The sequence below is a fragment of the Mycobacterium sp. ML4 genome, from assembly GCF_054515735.1.
In genome coordinates this window covers 166,023-183,951 of the sequence record NZ_JBTNSY010000010.1, presented here as the reverse complement: position 1 = coordinate 183,951, position 17,929 = coordinate 166,023, and the positions used below count along the sequence as shown (strand labels likewise).

Annotated in this window: 14 protein-coding genes and 1 pseudogene; 12 read left to right on the top strand and 3 right to left on the bottom strand. The window is 67.8% G+C overall.

Going from position 1 to position 17,929, the window contains the following annotated elements; all coding sequences use genetic code 11:
• Nucleotides 1-96 precede the first annotated feature (96 nt).
• Both ACX9NE_RS13800 and ACX9NE_RS13795 read left to right on the top strand, forming a co-directional pair.
• Complete coding sequence (locus ACX9NE_RS13800; RefSeq protein ID WP_459361998.1) at nt 97-1,251, top strand: PPE family protein, SVP subgroup; 1,155 nt, start codon at nt 97-99, stop codon at nt 1,249-1,251.
• A gap of 22 nt (nt 1,252-1,273) precedes the next feature.
• Nucleotides 1,274-4,513, top strand: coding sequence for an acetyl-CoA carboxylase family protein (locus tag ACX9NE_RS13795; RefSeq protein WP_459362000.1), 3,240 nt, complete (start codon nt 1,274-1,276; stop codon nt 4,511-4,513).
• A 10-nt stretch (nt 4,514-4,523) separates the two neighbouring features.
• Here ACX9NE_RS13795 and ACX9NE_RS13790 read toward each other — a convergent pair whose 3' ends face one another.
• Nucleotides 4,524-6,734 carry a PE family protein gene (locus tag ACX9NE_RS13790; RefSeq protein WP_459362001.1) on the bottom strand — a complete coding sequence of 737 codons (2,211 nt, stop codon included), beginning with the start codon at nt 6,732-6,734 and terminating at the stop codon, nt 4,524-4,526.
• A 237-nt stretch (nt 6,735-6,971) separates the two neighbouring features.
• Between ACX9NE_RS13790 and ACX9NE_RS13785 the strand changes: the two are divergent.
• Nucleotides 6,972-7,384, top strand: a pseudogene (locus ACX9NE_RS13785) (carbamoyl-phosphate-synthetase); the annotation flags it as partial.
• Nucleotides 7,385-7,396: 12 nt separating this feature from the next.
• On the opposite strand, the gene ACX9NE_RS13780 reads toward ACX9NE_RS13785, so the two are convergent.
• Entirely contained in the window at nt 7,397-7,744 is a 348-nt protein-coding gene (locus tag ACX9NE_RS13780; protein ID WP_459362002.1) for a PE-PGRS family protein, read from the bottom strand.
• 81 nt (nt 7,745-7,825) lie between these two features.
• On the opposite strand from ACX9NE_RS13780, the gene ACX9NE_RS13775 reads away from it, so the two are divergent.
• From ACX9NE_RS13775 to ACX9NE_RS13765, 3 genes are read left to right on the top strand one after another with little or no spacing between them, the layout of a single operon-like run.
• Nucleotides 7,826-8,602: an SDR family oxidoreductase gene (locus ACX9NE_RS13775; protein WP_459362003.1), complete on the top strand. Its 777-nt coding sequence runs from the start codon at nt 7,826-7,828 to the stop codon at nt 8,600-8,602.
• Complete coding sequence (locus ACX9NE_RS13770) at nt 8,599-9,792, top strand: acyl-CoA dehydrogenase family protein (RefSeq protein ID WP_459362004.1); 1,194 nt, start codon at nt 8,599-8,601, stop codon at nt 9,790-9,792. Before ACX9NE_RS13775 ends, ACX9NE_RS13770 begins: the two co-directional genes overlap by 4 nt.
• Nucleotides 9,789-10,883, top strand: a complete 1,095-nt coding sequence (locus ACX9NE_RS13765) for an acyl-CoA dehydrogenase family protein (RefSeq protein WP_459362005.1) — start codon at nt 9,789-9,791, stop codon at nt 10,881-10,883. Before ACX9NE_RS13770 ends, ACX9NE_RS13765 begins: the two co-directional genes overlap by 4 nt.
• A gap of 66 nt (nt 10,884-10,949) precedes the next feature.
• On the opposite strand, the gene ACX9NE_RS13760 is transcribed toward ACX9NE_RS13765, so the two are convergent.
• The gene (locus ACX9NE_RS13760) at nt 10,950-11,687 is read right to left on the bottom strand and encodes a dienelactone hydrolase family protein (protein WP_459362006.1); all 738 of its coding nucleotides are present in this window, start codon (nt 11,685-11,687) and stop codon (nt 10,950-10,952) included.
• A 91-nt stretch (nt 11,688-11,778) separates the two neighbouring features.
• Between ACX9NE_RS13760 and ACX9NE_RS13755 the strand changes: the two genes are divergently transcribed.
• From ACX9NE_RS13755 to ACX9NE_RS13730, 6 genes are all read left to right on the top strand, one after another.
• Nucleotides 11,779-12,579: a thymidylate synthase gene (locus tag ACX9NE_RS13755; RefSeq protein ID WP_459362007.1), complete on the top strand. Its 801-nt coding sequence runs from the start codon at nt 11,779-11,781 to the stop codon at nt 12,577-12,579.
• Nucleotides 12,576-13,058 carry a dihydrofolate reductase gene (locus tag ACX9NE_RS13750; RefSeq protein WP_459362008.1) on the top strand — a complete coding sequence of 161 codons (483 nt, stop codon included), beginning with the start codon at nt 12,576-12,578 and terminating at the stop codon, nt 13,056-13,058. Before ACX9NE_RS13755 ends, ACX9NE_RS13750 begins: the two co-directional genes overlap by 4 nt.
• A 90-nt stretch (nt 13,059-13,148) precedes the next feature.
• A complete protein-coding gene (locus tag ACX9NE_RS13745; RefSeq protein WP_459362009.1) occupies nt 13,149-13,874 on the top strand; it encodes a cell division protein DivIVA in 726 nt (241 codons plus the stop codon).
• A 49-nt stretch (nt 13,875-13,923) separates the two neighbouring features.
• Nucleotides 13,924-15,153, top strand: coding sequence for a winged helix-turn-helix domain-containing protein (locus ACX9NE_RS13740; RefSeq protein ID WP_459362010.1), 1,230 nt, complete (start codon nt 13,924-13,926; stop codon nt 15,151-15,153).
• Nucleotides 15,150-16,271, top strand: a complete 1,122-nt coding sequence (locus tag ACX9NE_RS13735; RefSeq protein WP_459362011.1) for a restriction endonuclease subunit S — start codon at nt 15,150-15,152, stop codon at nt 16,269-16,271. Before ACX9NE_RS13740 ends, ACX9NE_RS13735 begins: the two co-directional genes overlap by 4 nt.
• Nucleotides 16,243-17,697 (top strand): multicopper oxidase family protein, encoded by a 1,455-nt coding sequence (locus ACX9NE_RS13730; protein WP_459362149.1) that lies wholly within the window; start codon nt 16,243-16,245, stop codon nt 17,695-17,697. Before ACX9NE_RS13735 ends, ACX9NE_RS13730 begins: the two co-directional genes overlap by 29 nt.
• Nucleotides 17,698-17,929 lie beyond the last annotated feature (232 nt).

Genomic DNA, 17,929 nt, shown 5'->3' with positions numbered 1-17,929 from the left:
ACCACGGGCCGACGTGCCCCCCAGCAGCGAGGCTGATGGCACCGGCTCACTGGAGCAGGCCCCCCGCGGGGCTCCACACCAAAACGGAACATCCACGTGGACTTTGGAGCGCTACCACCGGAGGTCAACTCCGCGCTGATGTACGCGGGCGCGGGTGCCGCTCCCTTTATGGCCGCCGCGAGTGCCTGGCACGGCATAGCCGACGAGTTGAGCGTTGCCGCGTCCTGCATCGCGTCCGTCGTCACCCGGCTCAGCACCGAACAATGGGTCAGCCCCGCCTCGCTGTCGATGGCGGCCGCGGCGCAGCCATTCATAGCCTGGTTGAACCGCACCGCGGAATCTTCGGCGCTGGCGGCGACCCAAGCCATGTCATCCGCGGCCGCATACGAGACGGCTTTCGCCTCGACCGTGCCCCCGGCTGAGGTTGCTGCCAACCGGGCTCAGCTGGCTGCCCTGACAGAGACCGACACCCTCGGGCAGAATAGGCCGGCCATCGCCGCGACCGAGGCGCAGTACAGCGAGATGTGGGCCAGAGACGCCTCGGCCATGTACCGCTATGCGGCATCCTCGGCTGTCGCTGGACGTCTGAACCCGCTGACCAGCCCGGCGTCCTTCGCGCGCCCGGCAGGGATCGCCGAGCAGGCCGGCGCTGTCGAAAAGACGGCCGCGGCCAGCGCGCAGCAGGCCGCGCTGAGCAATCTCATCAGCAACGGTCCGGCTGCCGCCACGAGCCTTGCATCCCCGAGGGCCTCGACGGCTGCCGCACCCGCCACAGGCATCCTCGGTGTGTTTGCCGCCGTCGAGGGATACGAAGGGAAGGTCACGGTCGAGGCCCTCAGTCACACCTCGGCCACGTTCGCGGACTTCGGCTGCGGTTCCGAAACCTACTTCGAAGGCGATGATGATGCGGTCCTCGCCGAGGACGAGGCCCGGGTGCATGCAGCAAAAGCCGCGTTGTCTCACCTGCTGGGGCAACCAGAGGCCGGCGGGGTTAAACCCGCTCTGGTCACTGTGGGCAATGCTCGCTCGGTCGGTCATCTGTCGGTGCCGGCAAGCTGGCCCAATTCGCACCCGGCGACAACGGCCGCCCCGGCCGTGAACGGCACCTACTGGGCGGTCCCCGAGCACGACGAATCGATTGACGAGATACCGCTTGCACCGGGAGTGGCCGCAACCTTCGGCCGTCCCGTTGCCCTCGGGCCCCGATACGGAGTCAAGCCGGTGGTCATGCCCAAACACGGAATCTTCTGAACCTGCCCGTACGCTGTGCCCTATGCGGCCACCACCGCGCGATGTCCTGATCGCAAATCGCGGCGAGATCGCCCTCCGCATCATCCGCACCGCAACCGAACTGGGCTCGCGGACCGTCGCGGTCTACGCCGAGGACGACGCGGACAGTCCCCACGTACATGCGGCCGACGAAGCGATCGCGTTGGCGGGCAACGGAGTAGCCGCCTACCTGGACCAGACCGCGGTGCTGGCCGCGGCACACGCGTCGGGTGCGACAACGATTCACCCGGGCTACGGATTCCTCAGCGAGAAACCCGAATTCGCCCGCGACTGCGCGGCCGCCGGCTGCGTCTTCGTCGGTCCGCACCCAGACGTTCTCGAACTGGTGGGCAACAAGTCCTCGGCGCGCGCGGCGGCGATCGCCGCCGGCGTGCCGGTGCTGGCCGCCACTGAGGGTCCGAGCGGCGTCGAGGATATCCGGGCGTTCTTCGCCGCCCAGAACGGCGCCATCATGATCAAGGCCCTTGCCGGCGGCGGGGGCCGGGGGATACGCAGCGTCGAGCGCGCCGACCGGCTCGAGGACGCCTACCGCTCCGCCGCGGCGGAAGCGCAGCTCGGTTTCGGCAATCCGGCGCTGTTCGCCGAAGCGTTGCTTACCGACGCACGACACATCGAGGTTCAGATCGTCGCGGCACCCGCGGGACGCCGGACCCGTGCCCTCGCGCTGGGCGACCGTGACTGCAGCATCCAGCGCCGTCACCAGAAGCTGGTGGAAATCGCGCCCGCGCAGCACCTTTCCGACGGCCTGCGTCGTGGCCTGCATCGGGCTGCGGCCCGGCTTTGTGCCAGCGTGGGTCTTCATGGGGTGGCCACCGTCGAATTCCTGGTAACCGGCCGAGAATTCGTCTTCCTGGAAATCAATCCGCGCATTCAGGTGGAACACACCGTCACCGAGCAGGTCACCGGTGTCGACCTGGTCGCCATCCAGCTGGCCATCGCCAGCGGTGCCTGCTACGACGACCTCGGGGTTCCTGCCGGAATCACCTGTGACGGCACCGATGCCGTCGGTGATCCCGCTGCCCGGTCGGGCATCGCGATCCAGACCCGGGTCAACATGGAGACTTTCGCGCCCGACGGCTCGGTGCTGCCCAGCGCCGGCACCCTGACTGCGTTCACCCCACCGACGGGTCCGGGGGTGCGCGTCGACACCTACGGACGGCCGGGGCTGGCGCCCAGCCCGAGGTACGATTCGCTGTTGGCCAAGGTGGTTACCCACGTGCACAGCGCGTCGTTTCCCGCCGCGGTCCGCAAGGCGCACACCGCCCTCGGTGAGTTCAGCATCGAGGGGATCGGGACCAACATCCCGGTGCTGCGAGAGCTGTTGTCCGACAGTGAAATTCAATCCGGTGCGGTGACTACGACCTTCGTCGACGACAAACTTCCCCAACTGGCTTCGGCGGCCGCGGCGCACCGGCGTCAGCACCCGGCCCAGGCGGCGATCGAGCTCTACCCGGGCGAGGAGGTACTGCGCGCCCAGCTGGCCGGGACGGTCGTCGAAGTGGCTTGCGAGGGCACGGAGGTGGGCGCCGGCGGGCAGGTTGCGATGCTGGAGGCGATGAAGATGCAACACGTCCTCGTCGCACCGAACGCGCTGCGCACGCTCCGCACCCTGGTGACGCCCGGACAGGTGGTCGGAACCGGCGACGCGCTGGTGGTGTTCACCCGCACCGGATCCGATTCCGGAGACGAACTGGCCGCTGCCGCAGTCGATCTGGATCGTCCCCGGGAAGATCTCGATGAAGTCCGGCAACGGCACCTGGTCACTCGCGACGAGGGTCGTCCGGCCGCTGTGGCCAAGCGGCACAACAAGGGCCGCCGCACCGCGCGGGAGAACATCGCCGACCTCGTCGACCCCGGCAGCTTCGTGGAATACGGTGCGCTGGCCATCGCCGCTCAGCGCAGCAGGCGCTCCGAAGAAGACTTGATCGCCAACACCCCCGCCGACGGCCTGGTCGCCGGCCTGGCGACCATCGGCGCGGATCGCTTCGGGCCGCAGGCCGCAGGGGCGGTGGTGGTGTCCTACGACTACACCGTGCTGGCCGGGACGCAAGGCATGCGCAACCACGCCAAGACCGACCGGGTGTTCGACCTCGCCGTCCGAAGACGCTCGCCTGTGGTGCTTTTCGCCGAGGGCGGCGGTGGGCGCCCGGGCGACACCGACGTCGGGGGAATGGCGGGCCTGGACGTACCGACGTTCCGCATGCTCGCCGGGCTGTCCGGCCGGGTGCCCCTTGTCTCGATCGTGTCGGGGCGATGCTTCGCCGGTAACGCGGCGCTGGCCGGGGTGTGCGACGTGATCATCGCGACGCCGGATGCCAACATCGGGATGGGCGGGCCGGCAATGATCGAGGGAGGGGGACTGGGCCTCTATCCTCCCGAGGCGATCGGACCAGTCGACGTGCAACGACGCAACGGAGTGGTGACCCTGGTGGCTCGCGACGAGGCACATGCGGTGTCGCTGGCCAAACAGTATCTGGCCTACTTCCAGGGCGCGGTGGCTGATTGGGAAGCACCCGACCCACGGCTGGCCCGGCATGTGGTGCCGCAGAACCGCTTACGCGGCTACGCCGTGCACCGGGCGATCGCAAGCATCGTGGATGTCGGTTCGGTGCTGGAACTGCGTCCCGACTACGGAGTAGGGGTGGTCACTGCCCTGGTCCGGGTGGAAGGCGCGGCCTATGGCTTGATTGCCAACAGCAGCCATCACCTGGGCGGTGCGATCGATGCGGAGGCGGCGGACAAGGTCGGTGACTTCTTGACGTTGTGCGACTCGTTTCGGCTGCCGGTGGTGTCCCTGTGCGACACGCCGGGATTCATGGTCGGGCCGGAGGCCGAGAAAGAAGCCGCGGTGCGGCGTTTCGGCCGGATGTTCATCGTGGGCGCGCGATTGAGCGTGCCGTTCGGAATGATCATCCTGCGCAAAGGATATGGCCTGGGGGCCATGGCAATGGCCGGCGGCTCATTCCGTGCACCGCAGTTCACCGTCGCCTGGCCGACTGGTGAAATCGGCGGCATGGGGCTGGAAGGTGCTGTGCGCCTTGGGTTCAGCAAGGAACTAGCCGCCGCCGAAAGCGAATCCGCGCGTCAGGCGCTGTTTGACAAGCTCGTCGCGGCTGCCTACCAGCACGGCAAGGCACTGCGCGCCGGCACCACCTTCGAACTGGACGACGTGATCGACCCCGCGGAGTCGCGGGCCTGGATCACCAGGCTGCGGGAACCCTGACGCTTCTGGGCTACGTTCCGTCAATCCCGTTCTGCCCGAACAGCAGGCCCCCGACCCCACCAATCCCACCGATTGCACCGGGCACAGCGGCAAACCCGGCATTACCGCCGTTGCCGCCGTTGCCGATCAGTTGGGCGGCGCCGCCGCGACCACCGTTGCCCGCGGCATTGAGGCCGACGTTATACCCGCCCTGGCCTCCGTTCCCGCCGTTGCCGATCAGGGCAGACCTGCCTCCGGCCCCTCCATAGCCTGAGCCGCCGTCACCGTCGCCGCCGCTTCCGCCAACCCCGCCGTTGCCGTACCACCCGATCGCGTTGCCGCCGGCTCCTCCCGCCCCGGCACCGAAACCACCAGTCCCGCCGGCACCTCCTGAGCCTGCGAGTCCTCCGCTGTTTCCGCCGGCGCCCCCGTTGCCGCCGGTGGCTACGGTGGAGACGCCGCCGGTGCCGCCGCCGCCGCCATTACCGAAAAGCATTGCGGCGTTGCCGCCTTTCCCGCCGGCACCGCCCGTTCCGAAGTGGGATCCGCCGCCGAGACCGCCGGCCCCGCCATTGCCGAAGAACACGCCCGCATTGGCCCCGGCGCCTCCGGTCCCGCCGGTGATCGTCTGGCCGAAGCCGCCTCGACCGCCCGCGCCGCCGGTGCCGCCCAGCGCGCCGGCCCGGCCGCCGGCACCACCGGTCCCGCCGGTGTTGGCGCTGTCGCCGCCGTTCCCACCCGCGCCGCCTGCGCCGACGAGCGCAGCGCCGGTGCCCCCGGAACCCCCGGCCCCACCGACGTCGCCGCCTCCGCCGGCGCCGCCGGTGCCGCCGGTGCCGTAGAACACACCGCCGTTACCGCCCGCACCCCCGGCTCCTCCGACGAATCCCGCCTTGCCGGAGCCGTCCCCGCCGGCGCCACCGTCACCGCCGCTGCCGAAGAAACCGGCACCGTTGCCGCCCTTGCCCCCGATCCCGCCCGAGCCTCCAGGGGAGCCACCGCCACTGCCGCCGGCACCGCCGTCGCCGAAGAGCAGACCGGCATTGGCTCCAGCCCCGCCGGTTCCGCCGGCGCCGCCGGTGGCGAAGCCGCCTTGACCGCCGGCGCCGCCGGAGCCGCCGAGCGCTCCGGCGCGCCCGCCGTTGCCACCGGCACCGCCGTCGCCGAAACTGGAGCCGCCGTCGCCGCCAACGCCGCCCGCGCCGAAGAGCGCGGCGCCGTTGCCGCCGGTGCCGCCGTTGCCGCCGGCACCGCCAGCGACCCCACCGGCGCCGCCGGCGCCGCCGCCACCGAAGAACGCACCCGCCGAGCCGCCGGCGCCGCCCGCTGCGCCGGCCGCGCCGAGTAAGGGCGCGCCATTTCCGCCGACTCCGCCGGCGCCACCGTCGCCCAGGAACAAACCGCCCGTACCGCCGGCTCCGCCGACACCGCCATTCGCTACCGGCGAGCCCCCGCCTGATCCCCCGGTTCCGCCATTGCCGAACAAGAGACTGGCTCCGCCCGCTCCGCCAGGGCCGCCATTGCCGGTAAGGCCACGTCCCCCAGCTCCTCCCATGCCGCCGTCGCTCAATATCCCTAAGCCGCCGGCACCGCCGGCCCCGCCGACCGACCCGCCGCTGCTCAGACCGCCGGCACCGCCGACCCCACCTGGGCTGAACAATCCACCCATCCCGCCTTGGCCGCCGGCGCCACCGACGCCGCCGGGACCGGTGGCGGCGCCACCGGCTCCACCGCTGCCCGCGGAGCCGAACAGCAGACCGGCGGCACCTCCGTTGCCGCCGGGCCCGCCACTGGCGCCGTCGGTGCCTGACCCGCCTGCCCCGCCGTTGCCGATCAAGATCCCGCCAGCCTTGCCGTGCTGTCCTGTTCCCGGGGCTCCGTTGGCGCCGTTACCAATGAGTGGGCGCCCCAGCAGTGCCTGAGTGGGCGCATTGACCAGACCCAGCAATGCCTGTTGGGCGTTGGCGGATTCAGCGGCGGAATAGGCGCCCGCCCCGACCGCCAAAGTGTTGACGATCCGGGCATGGAGGTGTTCGGCCTGAGCGTTCAACGCCTGATAGCTCTGCGCGTGTTCGCGAAACAGCGCCGCGATCGCCACTGACACCTCATCGACAGCCGCCGGCGCCAACTGTGCTGTCGGAACCGCCGCCGCTGTTGCTGCCGCGTTGATCGACGAACCGACCGTGGCCAGTTCCCTGGCCGCCACCTCGATGAATTCCGGCATCGCGGCCAAGAACGTCATTGTGTCTCCTAGCTGAGAATGGCGGATCCGGCACGATTTATCTTGGCGGGCGACTTTACTTTCCTGCTGGAAGGCCGTCCAGCACAAACCGCAAAACCGGCCGTCGCCGATCGGGAATGAGAATAGTCGGCGCGTCGTTGACCGGGTCGATGACGGGTTACCGGTAAGTGGCTGACTGATGCTGAGCGCCGACCTGCCAGACTTGAGGGTATTGCGTCGTTGGCGTCGAGAACACGTTTGGGCGACATACTCGGATTCATCGTCGGGCCGGAGTCGGAGTACTGCGACGATTCGGCCGGATCTTCGTACTCAGGGCCCGCTCTGCGGTGCCATTCGAAATGATCGTCCTACGCAGAGGGCATGGCCTGGTGCCAGGGCAATCTCTTCCGGGGCTGGCGGCTCGTTTCGGGCACCGCACTTCATCGTCGTGTGGTGACTGGCGAAATCGGTCGGCATGGGGCTGGAAGGTGCTGTGCGCCTTGGGTTCAGCAAAGAATTAGCCGCGACCGCCGCCGGGTGCAACGCCGCATTGTTCGACAAGCTTCGCGGACGCCTACCCACATGGCAGGGCACTGCGCGCCGTCGAACATGACGACGTGATCGATCCCGCGGAGTCCCGGGCCCGGATCACCAGGCGCCGGGAATCCTGACCTTCAGCGATGTCAGGCGTGGCCGGAGCCGCAGCCGACGCCGGGCAGGCAGCCCTCGCCGCCGGGAACGCCGCCCGGGCCCCAGAATTGGCCACCGTTACCGCAGCCGACACCGGGGATGCAGCCCTGTCCGCCCGGACCGCCGTTGGGCCCGTTGTCGATGCCGCCGGAACCGCAGTTGCCGTTGGCGTCGCAGCCACCGCCACCCGGATCGAGGGGGACGAAGTGTGTGATTCCGGTGCTGCCAGTGCCCGGCCCGGGCGCGACAACGTCGGCCCCGGCGACCGGTGCCGCGACAATCGCTGTAGCGACAGCCCCGGCCACCACCAGTGGTTTGAGGAGTTTTGATTTCGCTAACATTTCATTCGCATACCACGTGCGCACGTATTCAAACCTGGAACCAGGCGGGTCAATCATCCATGCGACAGAAGGCGTAAACACATGACCTCTTTGGATTTGACCGGCCGCACCGCTATCGTCACCGGCGCCTCGCGGGGCATCGGACTGGCGATCTCGCAGCAGCTGGCGGAGGCGGGCGCCAACGTCGTGCTGACCGCCCGCAAGCAGGAGGCGGCCGATGCGGCCGCAGCGCAGGTGGGCGACCGTGCCCTGGGGGTAGGCGCGCATGCGGTCGACGAGGAGGCCGCGCGACGCTGCGTCGACCTCACCCTCGAGCGATTCGGACGGGTCGACATCCTGATCAACAACGCGGGCACCAACCCCGCCTACGGTCCGCTGATCGACCAGGATCACGCCCGCTTCAACAAGATCTTCGACGTGAATCTGTGGGCGCCGCTGCTGTGGACATCGTTGGTGGTCAAGTCCGGGATGAGTGAGCACGGTGGGGCCATAGTCAACACCGCATCGATCGGTGGCATGCACCAGTCACCGGCTATGGGCTTGTACAACGCCACCAAGGCCGCGCTGATCCATGTGACCAAGCAACTGGCATTGGAACTTTCGCCGCGCATCCGAGTCAACGCGATCGCCCCGGGCGTGGTTCGCACCCGGCTCGCCGAGGCGCTGTGGAAGGACCACGAGGATCCGCTGGCCCAATCGATCGCACTCGGCAGGATCGGCGAGCCCGACGATGTGGCCCGAGCGGTCGCGTTCCTGGTCTCCGATGCAGCGAGCTGGATCACCGGCGAGACGCTGGTGATCGACGGTGGTCTGCTACTGGGTGCGGCTCAGGGCTTCCAATCCGGCGGCGGGCAGTGACCACCGAAGCCGACCTGGACGCGCTGGTACAGACGCTGCTGGACCAGCACGATCCGGGGAGCACCGCGCCGCGCGACTTCCTTGGCGCCCAATACGACGCAGGTCTGGCCTGGGTGCACCAGCCGGTCGGCTTCGGCGGGTTGGGCCTGCCGCGGACCGCGCAGGAGCGCGTCAACACCAGGCTCGCCGCCGCTGGCGCGCCGATCGGCGGCACCGTGAAGAACTACATCGGCATGGGCATGGCCGCGCCGACGATCATGGCGTTCGGGACCGACGAGCAGAAGCGTAAGTTCCTGCGTCCGTTGTTCACTGGCGAACAGATCTACTGTCAGTTGTTCAGCGAGCCCGGCGCCGGATCCGACTTGGCCGCCGCGGCCACCCGCGCGGTGCGCGACGGCTCAGGAAATGGGGACTGGGTTGTCAACGGACAGAAGGTGTGGACATCGCAGGCGCAGCACGCCCAGATGGCGATCCTGGTGGCACGCACCAACCCGGACGTTCCCAAGCACGCCGGTCTGACCTATTTTCTGTGTGACATGACGCAACCGGGTGTCGAGGTCCGGCCGTTGCGCCAGATCACCGGCGAAGCCGAGTTCAACGAGGTATTCCTCACCGATGTCCGGGTGCCCGACGCCAACCGGCTCGGTCCCGAAGGCGGAGGTTGGCGGGTTGCGACCACCACACTGAACAACGAGCGCGTCGCTATCGGCTCGCGGGCCGGAACGCCCCGGGAGAGCGGCCATATCGGCAAGGTGGCCAAGGCCTGGCGCGCTGACGCGGCGCTGCGCAACCCGGCCATGCATGACGAGCTGATGCGGCTCTGGGTCGATGCGGAGGTGCTTCGCCTCACCGGTGAACGTGTGCGGCAACAGGCCGCAACCGGTCAGCCGGGCCCCGAAGGCGCAGGCATGAAGATCGCGTTCGCCCGGATAGCGCAGGCGATTTCGGGATTCGAGATCGAGCTGCACGGTGAGGCGGGATTGAGCTATGACGACTGGACCATGCGCCGGCCGGAAACCGTGGACCTGGTGGGTCGTGAACCCGGCTACCGGTACTTGCGGGCGAGGGGCAACTCGATCGAGGGTGGCACCTCGGAAATCCTGCGCAACACAGTATCCGAGCGGGTGCTGGGTCTGCCCGGCGAACACCGCGTGGACAAGGCCGTCGCCTGGAAGGACCTGCCGCGGTGAGCGACCTCCTGTATTCCGACACTGAAGAGGCGCTGCGCGACAGTGTTAGGCAGTTGTTCGCCGGCCGCGGTCCGCTGGACTCGGTGACCAAGTGTTATGACGCAACGCCACCGGATTTCTCTGGGCTGTGGCGCACGTTGGCCGCCGAGCTGGGGGTCGCGGGTCTGCTGGTGCCCGAGTCGCTCGGCGGGGCCGGCGCCGGTCCCCGGGAAGCGGCGGTCGTGATGGAGGAGATCGGTCGGGCGGTTGCGCCGGTGCCGTTCCTGCCCAGTGCGGTGCTTGCGACGGTTGCACTGCTGCAGTGTGGCGACACCGAGACGGTGTCGGCGTTGGCCTCGGGTGCCGTCACGGCGGCGCTGGTGGTGCCGCTGTCCACTGCCCCGTGGGATGCGGTGACGGGAGTGGCGAAGGGCGCTGACGGATTGAACGGGCAGATCACCAGCGTGGCGGGTGCCGCCGAAGCCGACCTGCTGTTGGTGCCGGTAGAGGGTTCAGACGGGCTTGAGCTGCACACCGTTTCGCGCGGCGACGCGGGTGTCGAGGTGTCGCCGCGCTTGGCGCTGGACATGACGAGACCGCTCGCGGATGTGCGATTCTCCGGCGCCGCTTCGGCTTTGGTGGGCCCGGGCTCCGATGCGCTGGCGGCGGGACTGCAGATGGGTGCGGCGCTGCTGGCCTCCGAGCAACTCGGTCTGGCGCAGTGGTGCTTCGACACCACTCTGGCTTACGTCAAAGAGCGCAAGCAGTTCGGTCGCGCCATCGGCTCTTACCAGGCGATCAAACATCGGCTGTCGGATCTGTGGTTCGAGGTCAGCTCGGCGACGTCGGCGGCTCGCTATGCGGCCGACACCAGTGCGCGCGGTGATGACGATGCGGCCATCGCCGCTTCTATCGCCCAGGCTTACTGCAGCGGAGCTGCGGTGCACGCCGCCGAGGAGTGCGTCCAGCTGCACGGCGGCCTCGGCATGACCTGGGAGTATCCCGCGCACCTGTTTCTCAAGAGGGCCAAGAGCGACCAGTTGGCCTTCGGTACCGCCTACCGGCACCGGTCCCGGCTCGCCACCCTGGTCGACCTGCCGGTCACCTGGTAGCGCGAGCAGACGCGAAATCGCACAAAAAGCGACAATTTTGTGCGATTTCGCGTCTGCTCGCGGGCGCTAGGCGAGCGCCTCGGCGAAGGTTTGTGTCATTGCCGCCCAATGGCGCTCATCGGCGGCAGCGTCATACGGCGGGTTGTCCGGGACCGCGAAGCCGTGGCCGGCCCGGTACCACTCGATGGTGTGCCGCACTCCTGCTGCCGTCAGCGCTTTGCCGAGTTGCTCGGCGTGATCTGCCGTGAACGACGGATCATTCTCGGCGCCGCCCACGTACACAAGTGCATTGATGTGGTCGGCCAGCAGATGGGGGCTGTGCTCGTTGTCGCTTACCAGGCCGCCGCCGTGGAACGACGCCGCCGCGGCGACCCGCTCCGGCAGGCGGCCCGCCAGCAGCACCGAGATCCGCCCGCCCATGCAGTAGCCGCACACGCCGAAACGCTCACCGCGGACCTCTGGACGGTTGGCCAGATAGTCGAACAACGCAGTGGCGTCGCGGGTGATCCGGTCCGGTGTCACGGTGCCGAGCATGAACATGATGCGGGCGCGCTCTTTCGGGTTGCTGAACGCGGTGGCCATGTCGAACGGGGGCCAGTCACCCTCGCGGTAGTACACGTCCGGAAGCAATACCGCGTAACCGAAATCCGCCAGCGTGGCCGCCATCTGCGCAAAGGTGTCCCGCACCCCGCCGGCATCGGGAAACATGACCACGCCCGGCCACGGACCCGTGCCGTCAGGGGTGAACAGGCGGATGGGGCAGGTTCCGTCGGCGGTGGTCACTTCGTCGGTGATCTTCGGCATGATCTCTGTTCTACTCCGTCGCCGTTCTGCTGCGTCGCCGGCCACGCGAGTCCAGCGGCGACGCTCGCCACCCGCCCGCTAAGCTAACCGAGTGCCGATAGCGACGCCGTATGAGGACCTACTGCGTCTGGTGCTCAACACGGGTACCGCCAAATCCGACCGCACCGGCACCGGGACACGGAGCCTGTTCGGCCGCCAGATCAGGTACGACCTATCGGCCGGTTTCCCGCTGATCACCACCAAGAAGGTGCATCTGAAGTCGGTCGTCTATGAGCTGCTGTGGTTTCTGCGCGGCGACTCCAATGTCGACTGGTTGCACGAGCACGGCGTCACGATCTGGGACGAATGGGCAAGCGAGACAGGTGATCTCGGCCCTATCTATGGCGTGCAGTGGCGATCGTGGCCCACGCCGAGCGGGGAGCATATCGACCAGATCAGCGCCGCGCTCGACCTGATGCGAAAAGACCCGGACAGCCGACGCATCATCGTCTCGGCATGGAATGTCGGCGAGATCCCACAGATGGCGCTGCCGCCGTGTCATGCGTTCTTCCAGTTTTATGTCGCCGACGGACGGCTGAGCTGCCAGCTGTATCAGCGCAGTGCCGACCTGTTCCTCGGCGTGCCGTTCAACATCGCCAGCTACGCGCTGCTCACCCACATGATGGCGGCACAAGCCGGTCTCGCGGTCGGCGAGTTCATCTGGACCGGCGGCGACTGCCACATCTACGACAACCACGTCGAGCAGGTTCGGCTGCAACTCGCCAGAGAACCCCGTCCCTACCCGAAACTTTGGCTGGCGCAACGAGATTCGATCTTCGACTACACCTACGAGGACATAGACGTCCAGAACTACGACCCGCACCCTGCGATCAAAGCGCCCGTAGCCGTATGACGGTCGGCCTGGTCTGGGCTCAGTCGACATCTGGTGTGATCGGGCGCGGAGGCGATATCCCGTGGCGAGTGCCGGAGGATCTCGCGCGCTTCAAGAAGATCACCATGGGCCACACGGTGGTGATGGGCCGGCTCACCTGGGAATCGCTGCCGCCGAGGTTCCGGCCGCTGCCGGGCCGGCGAAACGTGGTGCTGAGCCGCCAGGCCGGCTTCCGGGCTGATGGTGCGGAGGTGGTCGGCTCGCTCGACCAGGCTCTTACCGAACCACGGGCCTGGGTAATCGGCGGCGGGCAAATCTACGCGCTGGCGCTACCGCAGGCCAGTAGGTGCGAGGTCACCGAGGTCGATATCGACCTACCGCGCGACGACGAGGACGCGCTGGCCCCGGTGCTCGACGAGACGTGGCAGGGTGAGACGGGGGAGTGGCAGGTCAGCCGCGCGGGGTTGCGCTATCGATTTCACAGCTACTTTCGTCCGTGATCGGTGCCGCCAGCGCGACCGATACAGCTGACATACTCGGCTTGGGGGCGGTCGCAACGGGTATCAGGCATTTCTGGAAGGGGATTGACAGTGGTAACCGAGCCCGCAAAAACATTTTCGCGCAAGTTCATGGGCTACGACCAGGCCGCGGTGGACGCGCACATCGAGGTGCTGACCACCAAACAACGACTGCTACGCGATGACGTCGAGAGCCTGCGGGCCCGCTTGCGGGATTCCGGTGACGAGGTGGCCGCGCTTCGCAAAGAGGTGGCCTTGTTGACCGACACGTCGACTTCGCCACACGCGATGCAACAGCGGATGGCCACAATGCTCAGGCGAGCGGTCGAAGAGGTCTCGCAGATGCAAGCCGAGGCGCGTGCGGAGGCGGACGCGCTGATCGCGGCGGCGGAGGCCGACATCGAAGCGCAGCAGCAGAAGTCGAAGGAGCAGTTGGCCGAGATGGCTGAGCGGTTGAGAGCCCTGCAAGCCGAGTACGAGGAGACCAAGGCAAAGCAGGAGTCGGAGCTTGCAAACATGCGCGCGGACGCCGAATCGGAAATCGGGGAAGCCTGGCAGCAGGCTCAGCGGGAGCGTGACCAGCTGCTCGCCGATGCGAAGCAGGAGGCAGATCACTACCGTGAGCAGGCCCGCCGTGCAGTGGACGAGGCGACACAGCAACGAATCAACGTGCTGGAGCAGCTGATGAACGTCTACCGCGACCTCGAACCGGTGCCGGCCGCACTCGAGTCCGCATACGAACAACGCAACCAGTCGGCAACCAACGGGACGGGGGAACGCAATGTCAGAACCGCCTAACCCGCGCCGGTCGCGCGGCTGACCCGCGTGGACCGGTAGTCTCGGCGCCGTGTCGGTCCGCAACGCCAGGCTGACTGCCGCGCAGGCCCGGCGGATCGCCGTTGCGGCGCAAGGCTTTAGCGAGCCCAGGCCGGTCGGCGACGTCAACCGTGCCCACCTGCGGCGGCTGATCTCGCGGATCCAGGTGTTGCAGCTTGACTCCGTCTCGGTGGCGGTGCGTGCCCACTACGCCCCGGTATTCAGCAGGTTGGGACCCTACGACCGCGACATGCTGGACAACGCGGCGTGGGGGCCACCGAAATCGCGCCTGTTGGCCGAATACTGGGTCCACGAAGCCGCGCTGATGGCCGTGGACGACTGGCCGCTGCTGCGTTGGCGGATGCGCCAGTACCGGCACGGCCGCTGGGGTACCCACATTGTCAAGGCCAACCCGCAGCTGGCCGACGACATCGTGGCCGCCGTCGGCGAACTCGGACCCAGCACTGCCGGACAGATCGAGGCGCACCTGGAAGCCGCGCCCCGCACAGCCAAGGGCGCCTGGTGGAACCGCAGCGACACCAAATGGGTGTGCGAGGCGCTGTTCGCCTCCGGGGTATTGACCACCGCTACCAGGGTGGGTTTCGCCAGGCACTATGACCTGGTGGAACGCGTGCTGCCGGCGCGGGTGCTGGCCCGGCAGGTCGACGACGACGCCGCCGTCCGGGAGCTGACGCTGCGCGCGGCCACCGCACTGGGCGTCGGCACCGAGGCTGACATTCGCGACTACTTTCGGCTGTCCGCGCGGCAGGTCAAACCTGCCGTCGCTGACCTGGTGGCCTCCCGTGAGATCGAGCAGGTCAGCGTCGAGGGCTGGACCGCCCCCGCCTACCGGCGGGCCGGGAGGACCGTGCCGCGCCTGGACCGCGGCACTGCGCTGCTCTGTCCCTTTGACCCGCTGATCTTCTTCCGGCCCCGGGTGGAGCGCATCTTCAATTTTCGTTACCGCATCGAGATCTACACCCCAGCCGCCAGACGGCGCTACGGCTATTACGTGTGGCCGTTTCTGCTCGACGGTGAGCTCGTGGCGCGGGTGGACCTCAAGGCCGATCGCGGCGCGGATACCCTGCTGGTGGTGGGCGCATTCGGTGAGTCCGACCGACAACGGCCCAGGGTTGCCGCGGCGCTGGCCGATGAGCTGTCACAGATGGCGTCATGGCTGGGGTTGGGCGGCGTCAGCGTCTCACGCCGAGGTGACCTGGCCAGCGAATTGCGGAGCATCGGCAAGCGGGCAGGCTGGTGACCGAATCAGTCTTGCTGGGCGACCACCTGGACTTCGCCGCCGGAGCTACCCCGCCGGTCCGGGGGACCGCGGGTTGCCATCCCATCTACGGTGCCAACGGGGCTATCGGATGTACGGCTCAACGTAACGCACGCGGCCCACTGATCGTGATCGGGCGGGTCGGCTCCTACTGCGGCACCGTGCATTACTGCGAAGGCGACGTATGGGTAACCGACAATGCGCTCATCGGCCGCGCGAGGAATCCTGAAGAAACCCGGTATTGGTTCTACGCCCTGAAGTGCTGCGGGCTCAACCGCTTTCGCGCCGGATCCGGTCAACCGTCGCTCAACCAGAGCACTCTTCGAAGCGTGCGGTTCAGTGCTGCATCCGCCCCGCGGCGGCGACCGATCGGCGAACTCCTCGGTGCGTTCGACGACAAGATCGCCGCCAACGACCGCGTCATCGCCGGCGCCGAAGCCCTGATCACCGCTCTGGTCGAGGAGGTGGAGCACGACACAGCGCTGTCGAATCTGGCCGAGCGGTCGACGACCTCGATCGATCCGCGTGGCATCCGGGGCGCCGTAGCCCATTACAGTCTCCCGGCATTCGATACCGGCGTGCGGCCCGTGCTGGTCGATGCCCTGACCATCAAGAGCGCCAAATATCTGTTGACGCAGCCGTGCGTGTTGTTCTCGCGGTTGAATCCGAGAATCCCGCGGATCTGGAATGTCGTGTGTCTTCCCTCGGAAAAAGCTCTGGCAAGTAGTGAATTCGTCGTGCTGCGGCCGATCGGCGTCGACACGTCGGTGTTGTGGACGGCATTGCGGCAGCGGCGGGTCTTGTCCCCCATCCAACAGATGGTCGAGGGCATGACGGGAAGCCGCCAACGGATCCGGCCGCACGAGTTGCTCGGTACCGGGGTGCCGGACGTGCGCAGGTTGAGCGCCGAATCCGCGCGCTCGATTGCGACCCTGGGTGAAGTGTGCGAGCGAAGCCGGGCCGAATCAGAGAAGCTGGCGGCGGCGCGGGACGCCTTGCTTCCGCTGCTGATATCCGGTGACGAGTCTGTCGCGGGCGGCGAGTCGCCCGAACCGGTCACGGCACCGGCAGATGGTGTGCGACTGTTCCCGCATGCTTGATCGACGTGAGTTCATGCGGGCCGGCGCGCTCGGTTCCGCCGGATTGGCCGCGACCCTGCTGGCAGCCTGTTCACACCCCGCCTCCGGCTCCGGCGGTACCCTCAAGATCGACCTCACGGCCCAGCCGGCGGACATCGACCTCGGGGGCGTGGTCGTCCGAACCTGGGTGTGGGGAAACCAGTTGCCGGGCAAGGAAATCCGACTCCGCAAGGGGCAGCGGTTCAGCGCGCGGCTGACCAACAGGCTGCCCCACGACACCACCGTGCACTGGCACGGTCTGGCCATACCCAACTCCATGGACGGCGTCCCGGTCCTGACGCAGCCCGCCGTCACACCGGGTCAAGGGTTCCACTACGAATTCACCGTTCCCGATGCGGGAACGTACTGGGCGCATTCGCACGTCGGCGTGCAAACCGACCGTGGCCTGTACGCGCCGCTGATCATCGAAGACCCTGCCGCAAAGGCCGACTACGACGACGAACTGGTGATCGTGCTCGACGACTGGATCGACGGCACCGGCACCAATCCCGACGAGGTCTTCGCGAACCTGCAGAAGAACGGCATGAAGCCGATGGCGATGAAGCCCGGTGGGGGGGTCAGCCCCACCACGCCGATCGGTGCGGACGGCGGGGACGTCACCTATCGCTACTTCATCCTGAACGGCAAGCTGCCCAAGGACGCTCAAGCCGTCAATTACCGCCCTGGACAACGTATTCGGTTACGGGTGATCAATGCCGGCGGTGATACCGCATTCCGGGTGGCGGTTCCCGGCACCGCTCTCACGCTGACGCACACCGACGGTTACCCGGTGATCCCGCAACAGTCCGACGCGGTGATTCTCGGCATGGGCGAGCGATTCGACGCCATCATCACCGTCGGCCAGTCGCCGGCACCCATCGTCGCGGTGCCGGAGATGAAGGACGGCTATGCCCTGCTGAACATGCGAGTCAACGGCAGGCTTCCGGCCGTTGACGTCGACAACTTCGTCGCGACGGTGCGCGGCCAAGCCGTGCTCGACACCGCGTCACTGAAGCCGGCGCCGGAGGTAACGCTACCGGCCATGGCACCCCAGCAGGTGCTCGAGCTGCGTCTGTCCGGTCCGGTCGACGGGTACAGCTGGCCCATCAACGGCCGGCGGTACGACCCGCCGAACAACCCGTTGGACGTGACCGCCGGGCACCGGGTCCGGTTGCGACTGATCAACGAGTCGATGATGTACCACCCCATTCACCTGCACGGGCACACGTTCGAGGTGCAGGCTGGCGACGGTACGCCGCGGGCCCGCAAGGACACCGTGCTGGTGCCGCCCATGCAAACCGTGGAGGTGGACTTCGACACCGACAACCCGGGTCGATGGATCACTCACTGCCACAACACATATCACCTGGAAGCCGGTATGGCGACGTTCATCCGGTATCGGTCTTGAGTGCAAGAGTCGTCGTATCCGGCGGCGGGAACTCCGGCGTCCGGTTTCAGGCGACGATCAGCACTTCTGATCGAGCCGGGTTCGTGTCTTCCTCCGCAGATTCCGATGAACACCTCTCTGCGGATGTGTTCTTGAATTCGGGCACACGGCTGGACTGCGAGACGTTGTGTCGTGAAGCGGGTGGTTCGATTGACCGAAGCCGTGCACCCGCCCCCCGCGCTCAGGGCTGAAA

Bases quoted from the DNA above. Each gene is read 5' to 3' on its own strand.
- ACX9NE_RS13795 (WP_459362000.1), top strand. From the start codon at position 1,274: ATGCGGCCACCACCGCGCGATGTCCTGATCGCAAATCGCGGCGAGATC.
- ACX9NE_RS13790 (WP_459362001.1), bottom strand. From the start codon at position 6,734: ATGACGTTCTTGGCCGCGATGCCGGAATTCATCGAGGTGGCGGCCAGG.
- ACX9NE_RS13780 (WP_459362002.1), bottom strand. From the start codon at position 7,744: ATGTTAGCGAAATCAAAACTCCTCAAACCACTGGTGGTGGCCGGGGCT.
- ACX9NE_RS13775 (WP_459362003.1), top strand. From the start codon at position 7,826: ATGACCTCTTTGGATTTGACCGGCCGCACCGCTATCGTCACCGGCGCC.
- ACX9NE_RS13760 (WP_459362006.1), bottom strand. From the start codon at position 11,687: ATGCCGAAGATCACCGACGAAGTGACCACCGCCGACGGAACCTGCCCC.
- ACX9NE_RS13750 (WP_459362008.1), top strand. From the start codon at position 12,576: ATGACGGTCGGCCTGGTCTGGGCTCAGTCGACATCTGGTGTGATCGGG.
- ACX9NE_RS13730 (WP_459362149.1), top strand. From the start codon at position 16,243: ATGGTGTGCGACTGTTCCCGCATGCTTGATCGACGTGAGTTCATGCGG.